The sequence below is a fragment of the Thalassotalea sp. PLHSN55 genome (assembly GCF_052030545.1).
Taxonomy (GTDB): Bacteria; Pseudomonadota; Gammaproteobacteria; order Enterobacterales; family Alteromonadaceae; genus CANMXU01.
The window spans coordinates 196,823-213,904 of record NZ_JBPDIH010000007.1; the positions used below are offsets into that span (position 1 = coordinate 196,823).

Consider the following 17,082-nt stretch of genomic DNA (forward strand, 5'->3'; position numbering starts at 1 on the left):
TTAAATCGATAACGCACTTGGAGCTAGCATGAAAACTTTAGCTAACGATTTGGTTGCCCAGCCAATCATTAATGAGGCAATTGAATGGGCGCTGATGCATGGCGTTGCCTTTCGTCGAGCAGACAATGGCGCTAGGCATTGCCCCTTTAGTATTGCGCCGATGACGATGGCAAAGCGCACTTTCCAACACTTACGAAAAGTCACGCCTTTGATCACTAAGCTCATCAGTGAGGTTTCAGAAGATCATGACTTTTTGCAAACCTCTTTGGCTAAGGTAGCTAAAGCTGATCCATTTATGGCAAGGTTATTTGCTTTGCATCAGCAAGGGCATGGAACACCAAGTCATCGTAATATGGCGGCGCGAAAACCTTTGCTACTGATGCGCACCGATTTTATGGATGATCGCCAGCAAGGGCCAAAAGTGATTGAATTTAATGGCATTGCCGCAGGTATGGCACCTTTTGGTCAGCGCGCGAGTGAGTTTCATGCCTTTATGCATAACCAATGGCCTGATACCTATCACCAATGGTCAGAAAATAATGCGGCGATAGCGGAGAAAAACCAAGGGCTTGAACAATTAGCTGTAGCTATTGCACAAGCGGCGCGCAATATACACAAAACATTTTCCAGCAAAGAAACAGCGAAATCGCCGACATTTTTAATGGTGGTGCAAGAAAATGAGGACAATGTTTATGACCAACACTTACTTGAACTAGCCCTGCACAAACTTGGGGTGAAAACGGTGCGGCGTACTTTTGAACAGCTTAGCAGAGAGCTTTCAACCGGTGAAAATCAACGTTTATTGTTAGCCGGTGTTGGCGCAATTGATGTCGTTTATTTACGAGCCGGTTATCAGTATAAGGATTATTACTCGTACCAGCGCATTGAGTCGACATGCTGTCATACCTTAAGCCAAACTAGACTGTTTATCGAACAACATCATGTTGCTGTGAATGCCACTTTTAGCCAGCAATTAGCCACCAGTAAAACCATGCAAATGTTGTTAACCATGATGCCAGCTAAAGAATATGCCCGCTGGGGACTTAATCTTGATCAGGCGTTATTGGTTAAAAGTGTTTTGGCGCAGATGAAAGCTGTTACCCCTGAAACAATACATTGGTATCACCATCACGCTAACAAAGACGAGTGGGTGTTAAAAAATCAAGGCGAAGGTGGTGGTCACTGTGTTTTTGGTGACGATATTAGCGATAAGTTAACTTCTCTTAAGCCTACAGAATACGATGCGTGGGCGTTAATGCAGCGCTTGTATCCACACGAGCGAGAAGTAGCAATCGTTGCAGTACGTGATGGTAAACAAGAAGTTATTGACGACCTGGTCAGTGAAATAGGCTTATTTAGCGCCTATTTTGATGGCGAGCCGATAACCGAATTAGCGGGGTATGCCGGCTATCTTATTCGCAGTAAACCGGCCAGTGAAAACGAAGGTGGCATTCATAGCGGTAAAGGCATTTTAGACTCGCTGGCACTGGTGAGTAATGAATAAATGTTGAGTAGTGAATAAATGCTGAGTAGGGAATATAAGCTCAGTAGTAAATGGAAGCTAAGAAGAGAATAAGACAAACAGCACCTGATGAATATCAGCTGCTGTTTCATAAATCCTTATTCTCTCAACAGCCTCTAAGTATTTTTTATCTCATTCAGTTTCGCTAGCGCATCATCAAAGTTATAAGCATCAACCAAGGCCTCTATCGCTTTTATCGGCTCGTGGTATGGGCTATTGGCAATTTTCGGCAATAGCTCACTAATAAAGTCAGTTGCTTCAGTATCATAATCTTCTAATAGTGCGGCAAGCTCTGTCAATAATGTGTTAATTTCATCATCTCTATTTTGAGCACTAACAAAGTCTTGGTTAACTTGTTGTTGGCCTTGATAAAAACGTAATAATAGCTTTTTGTTCAAGGTATGATTGTTCTGGGTGGTTTTAAGACCGGAGCGAATATCTATGCCCTTAAGTGGCGGAATATCATCGCTAATCTCATTTTGCGGCTGAGCTTTATTCGTATTTTACTTTCGATGAATACATTCCAGGCATTTAATACTTGTTAAATAGGATTTAATTCGTGTGAATAAAAGGAGGTTTTATCAGCGTCACATTTGAAAAGGACTGGGCGGCACCCTGAGTATGCCTGCTTGTGCCATCAACAATGACGGCAGCATTTCTATCAGATGGATTCGCTTCGATAGTTGAGAAAGGGACTGAGTCATTAATTCGTTATCCACTAGCGGAGTAATTAATTCTTGTGTTTAGTTTGTGTTCGTACAAGCCGCTACCAAAAAATTACCATATTCAAGCTGCTGTTACTTTACTACTCGAGGCGAGTTCCTTTCTCAGTCTATACACTTATAGTCTAATTTTGACGGCCAAAGCGTACTTCATCCATAAACCCAACATCAATATTTTCAGTTGGACATTAAACGGATCGTGACATATCGTTTACGACCAATAGGTTTTTAAAAATCTTTTGGACATTTTGAAATTGCTTTAAGTGTTTTGAGCGGCACGTTATTCAACTGAATCCTAGTGCATGAAGTAAGCGATAGATTTTACTTAAGGATATAGCGCTTGCTACCTTCAGCTATCAACCGAACTCTTGTTGGTTTGGATCTATTATTTTGAATAGATAAAGCCCATTGTTTTAATTGTTTATTGGTTAATTCAATAGGACGAGCTTTACTGCGTTTGATATATAACCTATCAATACCTGAGGTTAAGAGGCTTATTATCTATGTTTTAACATTTCCTCTTGCGATACTAAGGTATTTCGCTTTTTCAGTTCGACTACTTTCAGGAAGAAAGTGGTCTATAGCTAAAGATCTGACTTCCAGTCGGCGATCACTTTCTCAGTGAGATAACCTTTTAAAGTCTTTTCCTATATTTGTGTAAGCACTTAAAATAAGGGAAGTTTTATTGAAGGAAACTTTGTTGAAATTGGTGTTAACAGAAAGAGGGCGCATATTTTATTCCATAATTATGGAATAAATCCTCCACAATGTTAGGAACATAGTGCTATGTTTTATGACTTTGAGCTTGTTTATACTAAACTTATTAATAAATAACTAAGAGCAAGGTGATACCAGTGAATGTAATTAAAGATATAAAAATGATTATACTCGGTGTTGTTATACTTTCTGGCCACGTTAGTGCAACTGAGCAAGTGAAAAGTGAAGTATTTTTATCGTTAAAAGAAGCCGCAGCGGGTATTGCTTATACACAGGATAAACGTTTGTTTATTACCTACCATCCTTTTTATAACCCGAAAGTAAAAGTTGCAGAGCGTTTAGGTAATGGCGATATTGTTCCGTTTCCAAATGCTGACATGCAAAATGCTTATGATACCAAAGAGCGCTTAAAGAGCCCTGACGAATATTTTAATTGGGTTTTAAGCACAAGAACAGACGGCGAAGGAACGTTGTGGATACTAGACTCTGGTCAAGCTGAACCAAGAATTACACCTAAACTCGTCGCTTGGGATTTGGCAAAGCATCAATTGAAAAAAATAATACATTTACCAAAAACGGTGGCTTTACCTGAGTCTCAACATAATGATTTTGCTATTTCGACCAAACATAATGTCATTGTTATCGCAGATGAAGGGATTGCTACAGGTCCTATTGGCGCCAAAGCTGCCTTAGTGGTGATAAATACTGTTACCGGTGAAAGCCGACGTGTAATGCAGGGTACCGACCGTGTCGCGCCAAGAATGAATATGCCAATGCTGATGGATAAAGGCACGCCGTACGAAAAGTCGATTGACTTGTTTATTGGGGTAGATGGTATCGCCCTTGATAATCAGCAACAGTGGCTGTATTTTACCTCGGTGAGTAATAGCAGTGTTTACAGAATTAAAATGGCTGAACTTGCAAACTTTTCACTGAATAATAGCGCCTTGGTAGCTAAAGTAGAAACATATGCTGACAAGCCTATGAACGGCGGCTTAACCATTGATTCTGCTGGTAACTTATATTTATGTGAAATAGGTACACGTACAATTGGCATTATCCCTGCTGATACACGTAAATATCGCGTGTACAGCCATGACAAAAATATGGTTTGGCCTGACGGGCTTCATATGGGGCCTGAAGGATATTTATATACTTCCGCAGCTCAAATCTCGCTTTCAGCAGCATTTAATGGCGGGAAAACGATTAACAAACCACCTTATAATATTTATCGTTTCAAGCCCATGGCAAGCCCCTTGATAGGTCGTTAATTATATGGAATATGCTCAACACTTTGGTTAATAGAGTGTATAGCTGGATATTTTTAAAGGTATTAACTGAAAGGCCAGACCCTGTAACATTTTTTGTTACAGGGTCTGGCGTTAAGTTTTCGTAACTGATCACAGGTTATAAATAATGACCCAATTTTGCTTTGCAGCTAATGTATAGTCGCCTGTATGTTTTACCTTGATAAATTCACCACTTTCACAGTCATAAATTTTATCTAAATGGCTTAATGATGGCAGATTATTTAGGGTGAAATTTTGTGCTGTGTCACTTGGGTTATTCACATAAACAAAGGCTTTTTTGCCATTGGTTAGCGCTAATGTTGTCAGTTGTGCATTGCTATTGTTCACGCTTTGCGCTGCCAGTGCTTTGTTGCCAGTCGATAGCATTAAATCATTAATGGTTTTTACGTGATTGAAATAAGCAGAGGTCCCTTTTTCGTCGAAATATTCCCACCACCAGCTAAGTGGCATGATTGGTGACGGTGAAAACATACCAAACCAAAGGCCTTGCTTGTAGTCACTAATCATTTCCTCTTGAATTAAATCAAAATTTTGGCTCCAATCCCATTCCGCGCTAAATTCTCCAACAAAATAGGGGGCGTCATGAGCTTTTTCAAACTTGCTAATGATCTCAGGAATGTCATTGGTGACTTTATATAAGTGTGACTGGTTAATATCAATTGATGGTAGATCAAATAATCCATCGACTTCTCGGTGAGAAATACTGGTGGTGATCAAATGATTATGGGCATCAATAATGGCTAAATACTCACTCATTTCTTTATGCCACGCTACGATGATGTCGTCAGAAATATGCTGATGTTCGCCGTTATACATAACATTATCAATTTCGTTAAAAAACTCCCATGCAGCTATTTGCGAAGAGTAGCCCCACTTTGCCACCATAAAGCGTAACTTGTCTTTGTATCGCTGCTTGGCTTCATCACTTGTGAAAAATTCGGCGACAGTCTCGGCAGGGCCACCATTTTTTGTATTGTAGGAATTAAAATTCCAACCTTGCCCTGAAAAAGCCGCATGACTGTCTAACGATAAAATCATCTTCATATCGTACTTGCTAGCGATATCGAGCAATTCATTCATTCGCTTTATACCAGAAGGGTTAAAGCGTTCATTAGTGTTTTCGTAGCGAGCATTATTATCGACGTGTTGAAAGTCTACTGGTAAATTCCAAAAAATCATCCATGTACGAAAAATATTAGCGCCGTCTTCACTTAAACTTTTGAGCATATAATCGTAATTAAAGCGCGGCTTTTCATGCAGTTCTTTAAAGAACTTGGAGTCATCGTTGTCGCGTTTTTCCCAACCAAAATTTTCACCTAAACCACGAAATAATTGGCCGTTGTCATATTGAAAGCTCCATTTATCGTTGCTTCTTAAAAAACCTTTAAGAGTCGATTGGCTAACGGTAAACTGCTCAGTTTTTCCATGCTGTAACATGTTATTATTGTTGATGAGTACTTTAACAGTGTATGTGCCAACTTCGGCTGGTGTAAATTTAAATTGCCAGTGTGATAGCTCTCCACTTTGTCCGCTAACATAATACCCCGGCAACGTTAATTGTTGCTTACTCGGAGTTACAATCGTTAAATCAACAGCGATATCTGCACTTTGATAAGGCGACTGCCAATTCGCTACTACATACGTATTTAGGGTGATCGTTTCGTTTTGCGCAATAGCACTTTTATTGAAAACATCTGAAGATAGAGTTGGTGTTGTTGTCGAGGAATTAGTTTGTGCACAGCTGCTAATTAAACAGAGGCAAATGATAAGAATTATATGTTTCATAAACTACTAAATATTTATGTTGAAGTGAACAGGGAGAGAAATTAACTTTCTCTCCCTAGGTTAGTTAGATGTGCTTATTAAAACTTGCCCCTAAGACCTAAGCTGTATCGAGACTCAAAAACATTTTGGCTAACTTTAGCATCTTTCCATTGAGCATAAGTTGTTTCATACTCTTCGGTGATGTTTTGCCCTAAAAGGTATACCTCAAAGTTGTCATTAACTTCATAAGAGACTGATAAGTCTACAAACTCTGTAGGCTCTACATATAAGGCTACTCTATTTGAACCTTCAGTGGTCGCTTCAAATATTTTTGATTGAATATAGCGATCGCTTCGGTAGTTATATGCAAGCCTTACTTCAAGACCGTGTTTTTGATACCAAAGAATAACGTTTGCTTGTTCTTCTGATATACCGCCAACAATGGTAGATTCACCGTAGAAGTCAGTATCACCACCTTCACCGTCTGTCCAAGTGTAATTGATGTTACTGCCTAATCCGCTAAGAAAGCCCGGTAAAAAATCATAAGCTTGCTGATAACCAACTTCAAAGCCCTCTAATTTTCCACCATCTCCATTTGTCAGAGTGAAGTGCTCTAAGCCATCGTTTCTTACTACACCGTCGGTATCAGCAATGCCGTAAATTGTAGTTTGAAGCCCCGTTGGAAAACTGTCGATATCAATTTGGTATAAACCAAAATTTAACAAACCTTGGTCATTGAAATACCACTCCAAACTCAAATCAAGGTTTGTTGAGCTCCAGGGTTGTAAATCAGGATTACCAGAGGTGTTGACTTGCGTCGCTGAAAAAACACCTTCTAATGTAGGGTGAGCCACAAAAGTTGTTGAGGAACCGCCGCCTAAGGTATTGGCATCAAGCTGAGTGAGGTTTTCAACATAAGACAATCTTAGCTTTAGATCTTCTTGTAGATCGAAAGCTATATTAACTCTAGGTAAAAAGTCTAAGGTTTTATTTGTTGTTACTGTTTTGCCAACGCGTGGGTCGGGAACACCAAGAATGCTTTTGTAATTAACACGACCGACTTCTAAAGTACCTGCACCTGTTTGTTCATTGTAGCTGGTTACTTCACGCTCTCTATTAACAGCTTGAACACCAAAGTTCGCTGAAAAAGGGAATACTAACTCACCGTCAATATTTAACTGCACATAACTAGTAAATGAGGTGTCTTCTACTTCATAGGTATTTGTCCAACGATTGGCTTTTACATTACCCGGATACAAGGAATTTTGAAAGCCGACAACATCTCGCATAACATTGGTATCGATAAAGTAATAACCATTTTGCGCTGCGCTAATTGAGTCATAGTTACCGTTGTAAGTAAATGTATTAGCCGGGCCAAAATCGGTGATCTCGGTAACGTAACCTTGGCTATATAAGTGCTCAAAAGATATTGGCATAACGGGTTGTATTGTTTCGCCACCACTTGAAATAGTGCCGCTAATATCTTTCCATTTTGCATAAGCGGTTTCTTCTTCACCATTTCTGTTTAATGCGGAAACTGGCGCAGCTAAATCATATTTTTGAGAACTTACTTTCCAAACACCATATCGTGTACCAAAGTCGATTGATGCATTCTCAATAAAAGCAAATTCGTTTTCAAATTCATAACTGCCGTCAAAGCGAACCGCATCAAGATTAGACTCATCGTCTGCGTTATTTTCCGAGAAGGTTGATACTAATGCATAGTTGCTAATGTCGTGCCCTAATGCACTCGGAAAAGCAAATGATGGGTGTTTACCTGTGGTATCAACAAGCACAGCTGCGTCTTCTGGCCCGTAACCTCCGGGGTTGACAGGTGCACGTTCGCCGTCAATATAAATAGAGCGATTAACGGCAGATTGCTCTCCAGATGTGGTATAAGCATCGACAAAATTTTTCATCAATTTATTGGTGGCTTCACCATGAACATACCTGAATGTACCCGTAAATGCGTCGGTAAAATTAACATTCGCTTGTAAGTTAAAATTGAGTGAGTCACGCTCACTAACGACTGCTTCACTGTTTGATTTTATTCGAGGTGCTTGAATTTCGTATATTGACGAGGTAATTAAGTCTCTACCTGAGCCATTGAAACTTGAACCACGGTTTACGTATTCAATCGGGTTGATATAGCCTTGGTTTTTTGACCAGTTATTGTCAATAATCAAACCGTTAGCTAGGTCGTCATTACTCATTTTGGTATAAAATGCTTCGGCAGTTATTTCAATATCATCATTGATAAAATACTGTAATGATGTTGATAAACCGGTTCTATCACGTGTAGCTGTCTTGTTAGTAATGCCGTAGTCAATATTACCAAATACTTCTTCGTTAACTCCATCACCATCAATATCATCAACAAAGCCTTGCCAAAAATCACCCCACATGCCGTATCTATAATTTGCTAGTGTTGATTCAGATGAAGTGGCGGTAACAATAAGGCCAAAGTCTTCGCCTTTATACCCTGCAAAACCGGTAACCTTTTCGCCGGTATCATCGGTAAAACTACCTTGTGAAGCTTCAGCAGAAGCAACAAAGCTCCAACCATCTTTTGCAAGATTCATCGGACGTCGACTTCTTAAGTCGATAGTTCCTGAAATGCCACCATTCATTAAACTTGCTTCTGCGGCTTTATATACGTCTACGCCACCTAATAATTCAGCCGGAATATCGCCAAAATCAGGTGTTAGTCCTGTAATTGAACCCGCACTAATAAATTGCTCACCATTCATTAGGGTCGTTACTTGCGATAAACCCCTTACATTAACTTGGGCACCTTCACCTGCGGAGCGTTGAATTTGTACACCAGTCACACGTTGTAATGTATCGGCAATGGTAATGTCGGGCAATTTACCAATATCTTCTGCCGTGATGGATTCTATAATTGAATTCGAATGCCTTTTAGCACTCAAAGATGCGATTACTGAGCCTCTAATACCTTCAACAGTAATAACTTCCACATCATCATTTTTTTGTTCTGGTTTATTCTCTTCAGCGATAGCGACACTACTCAGTGCGTGAAGAATGCCAACGGCAACGCTGCTAGCTATGAGTGTCTTTTTAAAATTCATATTCTATAACCCCATTGTTTCAAGTCTATTGTGCAATTAATTTTTCTTGTTTAGAACCGGATTTTATTTTTTATTTTATAAATCAAAATTGGGCCTGATGATTTGTAACCGGTTACTTAATTACTCTAAAAAAAAATAGAATTTCTCTATTTCTTAACTGAATCTATCGTAAAAATATCCACTTTACAATAGCGAAATTCAATATTTATAAGAGTTACATGTTAGTTAGAGGAAAAGTAATGAGTTTTTATAAATAATGAAGTTTCTCTTGTTAACCGGTTACATTTGTGGTTATTATTATTGTAGGCCAGATGAATACTCTAAATAAATATTAACAAGTTGAGCTTTAGGCTCTATATAAAAAATTAGGGGTAGAAATGAAAAAATTATTTAAACTAGGAGTGCTAACCAGCTTAAGCTTAGCACTTAGTGCGTGCGGCAATGAAGACTCAACCACAACCTACATCCCAGATGCAGGTTCAGATGGTAAAGAAAACTCAATAGATATTGGCCCAACAATAGAGCCGGTAATGCTGAATTACCTAAATGAAATAAAGGGCACTAAAACTGTTATTGGTATCCATAATGATGAAAAAGTATTAGAGAACGATCCTAGTTATTGGACTAAACAAGCCGCAGAAGTAGCTGGTGCATGGCCTGCTCTATGGAGTACCGATTTTGGTTATACATCAGCAGGATTAGCTTTGCGGGGTTCAATGGTTGCGCAAGCGGAAGGTGCTTGGGCACAAGGTGCACTTATCAATGTCATGATGCATGTTTGCCCTCCTACTATGGGTGAAGAGTGTGGCTGGGAAGGTGGAGTACTTTCAGATTTAAGTGAGGAACAGTGGGCAGATTTATTAGCCGATGGCGGTTCACTTAACCAAGCATGGAAAGCAAGACTTGATAGCTACGCGGATATTTTTAGTGCCATGAACCAGCGTGGTGTAAGGGTACTATTTCGCCCATTTCATGAAATGAATCAAACTTTGTTTTGGTGGTCGCTTGCCGGTAAGCCTGAATATACGGCTGAGCTATATCGTTTAACCCATGACTATTTAGTAACAGACAAAGAGCTGACAAACCTGACTTTTGTTTGGAATTTACAAGACTTTGCAACACTTGAGCAAGACTTACAAGATTACGATCCAGGTGCGGGTTATTGGGATGTCTTGAGCCTCGATAACTACAACACTGATGGGCAAGGTTTTTCTCAGGCAAAATATGATGTCATGTTAGCAAAAGCAGGTGATAAACCAATCGGAATAGGCGAAACAAGTCATTTACCGTCTTTGCAAATATTAGAGCAGCAACCTAGTTGGAGTTTTGTAATGACGTGGAGTGAACTGACGTTCACCGACAATTCAGATGCGTCAATTCGCAGTTTTTATAATGCCAGTAATGTTGTAACCCTTGAAGATAAAGACGGTTGGCCAGGATATCAAGATGATAATCGTGTCGTACTTGCCGTTCCAGGTGATGGTGGCTCCGGCGGTGAAGGACCAGTAGATGTTGTTGAACCGTTTGTTGTTTTTGATGGTGCCATTGAAGGTTGGGCATCTGGGCAAGCAGATAAAGTAACATCAGAAGTAGTTGATGCTGGAGAAGGGCGTGGTAATGTACTGCAACATACCTATATTGGTGGCGAAACCGTTAGTGAATTAATATTTGATACACCGCAAGACTTGTCAGCTTACGCGGAAGGCACAGTGCAATTTGATATGAAAATTGTGACTCAACCTGATGGTATCACCAGTTGGGCAATGAAAATCGACTGTGGTTGGCCATGCGGTACAGGCGATGTTGCGCTAACAGCTAATGTTGATGAAACGACGCCAGAAGTGGGTCAATGGCAAACATATACTTTTAATATTGCTGATTTACTTGAACTTAACGATGAAAATGCGTTAACAATCGATAATGTGACATCCCCATTAGTTATCGTGCCACAGCCATGGAGTGCAGAACAAATTGGGGTGGTTATTCAATTAGATAATATTAACTACTTCCCACCAGAGTCAGACGAAGAGCCGCAAGCTTCAAATGATTTTGTTGTTTTTGATGACGAAATTAATGGCTGGGCAGCAGGTCAAGTTGAAAAAGTTACGCAAGAAATCGTAGATGCTAGCGGCGGACACGGTAAAGTGGTTCAACATACCTATATCGGTGGTGAAACCGTTAGTGAGTTGATTTTTGAAACTCCACAAGATTTATCGGCATATGTTGACGGTACGATTGAGTTTGATTTGAAAATTGATAATCAACCTAGCGGTATTACGGGGTGGGCGATGAAAATTGATTGTGGCTGGCCATGTGGTACAGGTGATGTTGATTTAATGAATAACCTTGATGGTATTGTGCCGGTTGTAGGCCAATGGCAAACCTATAAATTTAACATTGCCGATTTAATGATGTTAAACGGTGATAATGCTTTAACCATAGATTATGTAACGTCACCATTAGTTATCGTGCCACAGCCTTGGAGCAACGAACAAATTGGCGTAGTTATTCAACTTGATAATATTCGCTATAAAACGGCGCAATCAACTCAAGAGCCTGAAGTTGAAGGTAGAGTGATATTTGCTGATGCCGTTGATGCGTGGAGTGCAGGGCAAGCAGAAAAAGTAACGCAAGAAATAGTTGATGCCGGTGGCGAATACGGTAATGTAATTCAACATACTTATATTGCTGGTGAAACAGTAAGTGAGTTAATTTTTGACAATCCGCAAGATCTTACTGAGTATCAAAATGGTAAAATATCGTTTGATTTAAGAGTTGTTGAACAACCTAGCGGAATTACAGGTTGGGCAATGAAAATTGATTGTGGTTGGCCATGTGGTACTGGAGACGTTGCGTTAACAGACAGTGTAGAAGGAGCATCACCTACCGTTGGTAACTGGCAAACCTTCACTTTTAATGTTAGTGACCTTATGGTACTTAATGGTGATAATGCTTTAACGATAGATTACGTCACGTCACCGCTTGTTATCGTGCCACAGCCGTGGAGCAACGAGCAAGTGGGGGTTATTCTTCAGCTGGATAATATTATTTACACAGCTAATTAAAAATCAATGCTTTGACATAGGCCGTTACTAATGTTTAGTAACGGCCTTTTTTATATGGGGTTTAGGGTTTCGACGTCACAGCAATCACATATGAATTACCGAAGCATCTCAATAGTTAAAACTACCATCTGCTTGCAATTTGCAATTGTTATTCATGCTTTAATGGTTTGTAGGTGGTGGCTTATACAATGGCGTTGTCGATTAATGAGCTAGGTAGAAAGTCGTTTACGAGGTGCAGCTACTAATACTTGATATATACCGCTCTAGAGCTTGTCGGCTAGAATGAAAGGCAAGTTTCGAAAGATCAAGAGTATGTAAGTCTACCCATAAAAAACGAGCTGTTTCACTTTCTTGAATGGCTATTGTTGGTTTTTCTGATAATTGACAACTAAAAAAACAATCCATGGTTGCGTAAGTTATATTTTTATATTGATAGCTATTAGACAAGCCGCAAAGGTATTGCCAATGGTTGATAGATATATTTAATTCTTCATTTATTTCGCGACTTAGTGCTTGTTCAAGTGATTCGTTTGGATCAGCAAACCCTCCGGGTAAATCAAGCATGCCTTTGCCGGGATCTTTAGCCCTAACTGTGAGTAATACTTGCTCATTATGTGCAATGATAGCCGCAGTTGATGCAGCAACATTGTGATAATAAGTAAATGAACATTGTTGGCAAGTGAAACGCTGTTTATTGATGAAATCAATTTTCTTACTTTTGCAGTTAGGACAATATGAAAACATGGATACCTTTAGTTAATTAAATGGACCGTATGTTAAAAAAGCAGCGCTTTAAACTGTTAGTCGTCTAAACGGCGAATTAACGCTAGTAGCTCGTTGGTTGCATTGTCGAGTAATGCTTGATCGTTGCGACTTTCAACATTTACTCGCAATAATGGCTCGGTATTAGAAGCACGCACGTTAAACCGCCATTGGCTAAATTCGACACCAATACCATCAATAAAGTCAATTTTAACGGCGTCTTTTTGATAATGCTCTGTTAAACGTTCTAAAATTTTAGGTGTATTTTTAACGGTTAAATTAATTTCGCCACTACAAGGAAAACGTTTTTTACAATCGTTAATAAGCGCGCTTAGTGATGTTTGCTTCTCTGCAATTAATTGGCAAATAAGCAACCAAGGAATATTGCCATTGTCACAATAGGCAAACTGTTTAAAGTAATGGTGAGCACTCATTTCTCCACCATAAATTGCGTTTTCTTTACGCATAGCTTCCTTAATAAACGAATGTCCTGTTTTGCTGATAATAGCTTTGCCACCTGCCTGTGCGACCATTTCAAGCGTATTCCAATATAAACGCGGATCGTAAATGATTGCGGCACCTGGGTGAACTTTGAGTAAGGCCGTGGCAAGTAAACCTACCATGTAATAACCATCAACAAAGTCTCCGGTCTCATCAAAGAAGAAACAGCGGTCAAAATCACCATCCCAGGCGATGCCTAAATCAGCGTTATGCTCAATAACGGCTTGTTGAGTTGTTAAGCGGTTGTCTTTCAACAATGGGTTAGGTACACCGTGCGGAAAGTTTCCATCAGGGGTATGGTTTAATTTAATAAATTCAAACGGTAAGCTATCTTCAAGCAAATCAATGATTTCACCTGCACCGCCATTACCAGCATTAACAACTATTTTTAATGGCGTTAATTTAGTGCCATCAATATAGCTCAATAGGTGTTTTTTATAGGCCTGTTTAAGGGATTTTTTAATGATTTTACCAAGCGCCTTTTTAGCACCAAACTCGTTTATAGCAGCAAGCCTTTCTATATCGAGCAAACCGTTATTATTGCTTATTGGTATGCCTTTTTTCCCGACAAATTTTAAGCCATTATAGTCTTTAGGATTATGGCTGGCGGTAATACATATGCCTCCGTCTACTTCTTCATTAAAAGCGGCAAAGTAGACTTCTTCTGTACCACCTAAGCCTATGTCCATTACATTAACGCCCGAGTCGGCAAGGCCTTGCGCCAAGGCATTAGATAACTGTGGACTGGTTAAACGAATATCGTAACCAACAGCAACAGTTTTTGGTCTATAGCATTGTGCGTATGCTCGTCCGATACGGTAAGCAATGTCTTCATTTAATTCGTCAGGTACTCTGCCTCTGACATCGTATGACTTAAAACAAGCAAGTGTATCCATTATTATTCCTCTGTTAACGCTATTTTATATTACCAGCAATTGATCATTTAAAAGGCTTTAAGTGCCTAATAAACACTATTCGTTTGATACTTTTAATATACTGCTGTTATTTAATGACAGGCAGTAGTTATGTACTTCATGACAGGCAACTGCTAAATGATAAAGTGTACTCGCAGGCGCATGACTGTTGATAACATTGTTATCTGTGTCTAATTGGTCGTAGTAGCTGCCTTTTACTTTTGGGTTAATAAAATGAGTTAACATGCAAGATATTGCATTAGCGGCTTGTTGTTCATATTTTTCTTTTTCATTAGGGCAACGAGTGTGCTTGGCTTGGGCAATACTGGCTTTAATGAGTTCTGTCATTGGCCAACAACGCTTAGTGGCGCCCATGGTGTCACCGTGTTCGTTGGTTTTATCAATAATTAAACCGGTTACATTTTTTCCTAGGCGCAGCGCATTGTTATATAACGTGTTTACATAACGATCTACAGGGGTATCTGTTCGTGCAGAATACTCCCTTAATAGCCAAACCCACTCTAACATGTGACCAGGCTCAATTATTTTACCTTCAGTACCAAATTGTGGTGTCCAATCAGCATTAAAATATTCCAGTACAATGCCATTTTGATGGTCATAAAAGTGTGACTCAAACATACTAAAAACTTCACCAGCTCGGGCAAGCCATTTAGGTTTATTGCTGGCATCATGTAATGCCATGAACGCTTCAAACAAATGCATATGGGGGTTTTGACGGCGAGCATCCGCAGGGTAGTCACCTTCAAGCCAACCGCTTTTTATGCCTTTTATTTGCGTATCGATGTTAATCATCATTTTGTCAGCTTCAATAAGTGCGGTTTCATCTTTAAAGGCTTTATAGCGCCATGCACATGCTAATAGATAAAACGCTAAGTCATAGGTATCTTGTTTTGGATCTATTATTTGGTTCTCTGAGTTAAGTAAATGTGCAAATGTACCGGGTGAATTTGGATTGCTGCCATATATTTTTATAAAGCGATTAAGTTTGTTCACAACTTCTTCGCCATTATCAATCCAGTTCATATGGCTTGCCATTGAAAAAACAAACATTTGGCGATAGTTCACGCGCACTCTGCGATTGCATGTTAAGTCGGGTAAACCATTGCTGTGTAGCCGTTCATATGAACAGCCAGTTTTATCTTCTATTCCAACTGAAGCCCAAAGAGGAACGGACTCGTTTTTTAACCAGTCTGTAAAGTCGCTGCTTAGCTGCTCTAGCTTAGTCATTTTAATTTATCTCTTAAAAATGGTGATAATTTTGAATTAAATTACCTTGTGAATATGTTTATATTAACTTATTTGTAACCGGTTACAAATAAAAATAAAAATTTATTGTAATAACACAGCTTAAATTATGTCATTTACTGGTTATGAATTATTTGGTTGGTGGCGCAGTAGTGCTTTCTCGCACCATGAATTCATGAGGAAGAATATATTCTTGTTGGCTTAACTCTTTACCTTCCAGCAAATTATAAAGAATATTCATTGCCGTATGGCCCATTTCTGTCGCGGGCTGCGAAATAGTGGTTAATGTAGGATCAATATATTTTGCTACTTCCAAATCGTCAAAGCCGGTAACAGAGATATCGGTAGGTACTTTTAAGCCTGATGATTTTAGCCCTTTTATTGCACCAATAGCCATTTGGTCGTTAAAGGCAACAATCGCGGTAGGTCTTTTGTCCATATGGACAAATTGTGTGGCAGCATTTAAGCCTGACCATTTTGAATAGTCCCCTTGTAAAACAATGCTTTCATCGTAAGGGATACCTGCTTCTTCCAGCGCAGCTTTATAACCACTTAAGCGATTAATTGAATGTGGATTATCACTAATACCTGTAATTGCACCAATTCGCTTGTGACCGAGAGATAACAAATAATCCACGACTGTTTTCTGCGCATTTGCATTATCAATTCGAACTGAAGGGTAGGGAGTGCCAACACAGCCACAGGCATTTACAACGGGGAAGTCCCTACCAACAAAAGTGCTAGTGTCTTCTTCCCTATGAGGGCGAAGTTGAATAACGCCATCTGCTTGGCTTGTATCTATAAGTTTTAAATAGTCTTTTTCACGCTCTAACGAATCACGTGAATCACCCAAAAGTACATTAAAGCCTTTTTGGCGTGCAACATCTTCAATACCTTTAACAACAGTTGAAAAGAAGGGATTGGCCAATTCAGGCACAAGTACTAAAACTGCGTAACTTCTATGAAAGCGAAAGTTTCGCGCGAGCATGTTTGGTTTATAACCAATTTTATCAATAGCATCTTGCACCTTTTTTAGCGCTTTTTCTGATACTTTTTCAGGTGAGCTTAACGCTCTAGAAACGGTTGCTGTTGATACACCGGCAAGTTTAGCGACTTCTCTGATATTAGACATGAATATTTCCTATAGGTAACAAGTAAAGCCGTACATAGTGCTGATGAAACAGTTACAAAAAGTGTTTCATTAGCATACTTAAGATAGCAAAATCGTCAGTTAGCATATTAACATGCTGAATAATATACTAAAGTACTTGATGTTGCGCTATGCGGTGAACATTATTATAGAGATAAATGTAACAATCTTAAAGGGTTTTAATGTTTTTACTATAAAAAGGTAAGATAAATTGACTTACCGTTAGTAACCGGTTACATTGGTGTCAAATTAAAATAATATATGGAACTCGAACAATTAACTATTTTGAGTATTGTTGGG

General features: G+C 39.3%; 10 protein-coding genes. 3 read left to right on the forward strand and 7 right to left on the reverse strand.

The window, feature by feature from the left end:
- The first annotated feature begins 28 nt into the window (after positions 1 to 28).
- Positions 29 to 1,504, forward strand: a complete 1,476-nt coding sequence (locus tag ACRRSQ_RS14990; RefSeq protein WP_440876571.1) for a glutathione synthase — start codon at positions 29 to 31, stop codon at positions 1,502 to 1,504.
- A 134-nt stretch (positions 1,505 to 1,638) separates the two neighbouring features.
- Here the strand turns inward: ACRRSQ_RS14990 and ACRRSQ_RS14995 are convergent, their stop codons facing one another.
- The gene (locus tag ACRRSQ_RS14995) at positions 1,639 to 1,920 is read right to left on the reverse strand and encodes a hypothetical protein (RefSeq protein ID WP_440876572.1); all 282 of its coding nucleotides are present in this window, start codon (positions 1,918 to 1,920) and stop codon (positions 1,639 to 1,641) included.
- 1,178 nt (positions 1,921 to 3,098) lie between these two features.
- Here ACRRSQ_RS14995 and ACRRSQ_RS15000 point away from each other — a divergent pair.
- Positions 3,099 to 4,232: an L-dopachrome tautomerase-related protein gene (locus ACRRSQ_RS15000; protein WP_440876573.1), complete on the forward strand. Its 1,134-nt coding sequence runs from the start codon at positions 3,099 to 3,101 to the stop codon at positions 4,230 to 4,232.
- 129 nt (positions 4,233 to 4,361) lie between these two features.
- Here the strand turns inward: ACRRSQ_RS15000 and ACRRSQ_RS15005 are convergent, their stop codons facing one another.
- Together ACRRSQ_RS15005 and ACRRSQ_RS15010 are read right to left on the reverse strand one after the other, a co-directional pair.
- Entirely contained in the window at positions 4,362 to 6,056 is a 1,695-nt protein-coding gene (locus ACRRSQ_RS15005; protein ID WP_440876574.1) for a hypothetical protein, read from the reverse strand.
- Between the two features lie 77 nt (positions 6,057 to 6,133).
- On the reverse strand, positions 6,134 to 9,124 hold the full coding sequence (locus ACRRSQ_RS15010) for a TonB-dependent receptor (RefSeq protein ID WP_440876575.1): 2,991 nt from the start codon (positions 9,122 to 9,124) through the stop codon (positions 6,134 to 6,136).
- Positions 9,125 to 9,501: 377 nt separating this feature from the next.
- Between ACRRSQ_RS15010 and ACRRSQ_RS15015 the strand changes: the two genes are divergently transcribed.
- Positions 9,502 to 12,189: a glycosyl hydrolase gene (locus ACRRSQ_RS15015; protein WP_440876576.1), complete on the forward strand. Its 2,688-nt coding sequence runs from the start codon at positions 9,502 to 9,504 to the stop codon at positions 12,187 to 12,189.
- 225 nt (positions 12,190 to 12,414) lie between these two features.
- Here the strand turns inward: ACRRSQ_RS15015 and ACRRSQ_RS15020 are convergent, their stop codons facing one another.
- The 4 genes from ACRRSQ_RS15020 to ACRRSQ_RS15035 form a co-directional block, all read right to left on the reverse strand.
- Positions 12,415 to 12,933, reverse strand: coding sequence for an NUDIX hydrolase (locus ACRRSQ_RS15020; RefSeq protein WP_440876577.1), 519 nt, complete (start codon positions 12,931 to 12,933; stop codon positions 12,415 to 12,417).
- Between the two features lie 56 nt (positions 12,934 to 12,989).
- On the reverse strand, positions 12,990 to 14,348 hold the full coding sequence (locus ACRRSQ_RS15025) for a phosphomannomutase (protein WP_440876578.1): 1,359 nt from the start codon (positions 14,346 to 14,348) through the stop codon (positions 12,990 to 12,992).
- Between the two features lie 75 nt (positions 14,349 to 14,423).
- Positions 14,424 to 15,614 carry an AGE family epimerase/isomerase gene (locus tag ACRRSQ_RS15030; protein WP_440876579.1) on the reverse strand — a complete coding sequence of 397 codons (1,191 nt, stop codon included), beginning with the start codon at positions 15,612 to 15,614 and terminating at the stop codon, positions 14,424 to 14,426.
- 148 nt (positions 15,615 to 15,762) lie between these two features.
- Positions 15,763 to 16,764 (reverse strand): LacI family DNA-binding transcriptional regulator, encoded by a 1,002-nt coding sequence (locus ACRRSQ_RS15035; RefSeq protein WP_440876580.1) that lies wholly within the window; start codon positions 16,762 to 16,764, stop codon positions 15,763 to 15,765.
- Between the last annotated feature and the right edge of the window lie 318 nt (positions 16,765 to 17,082).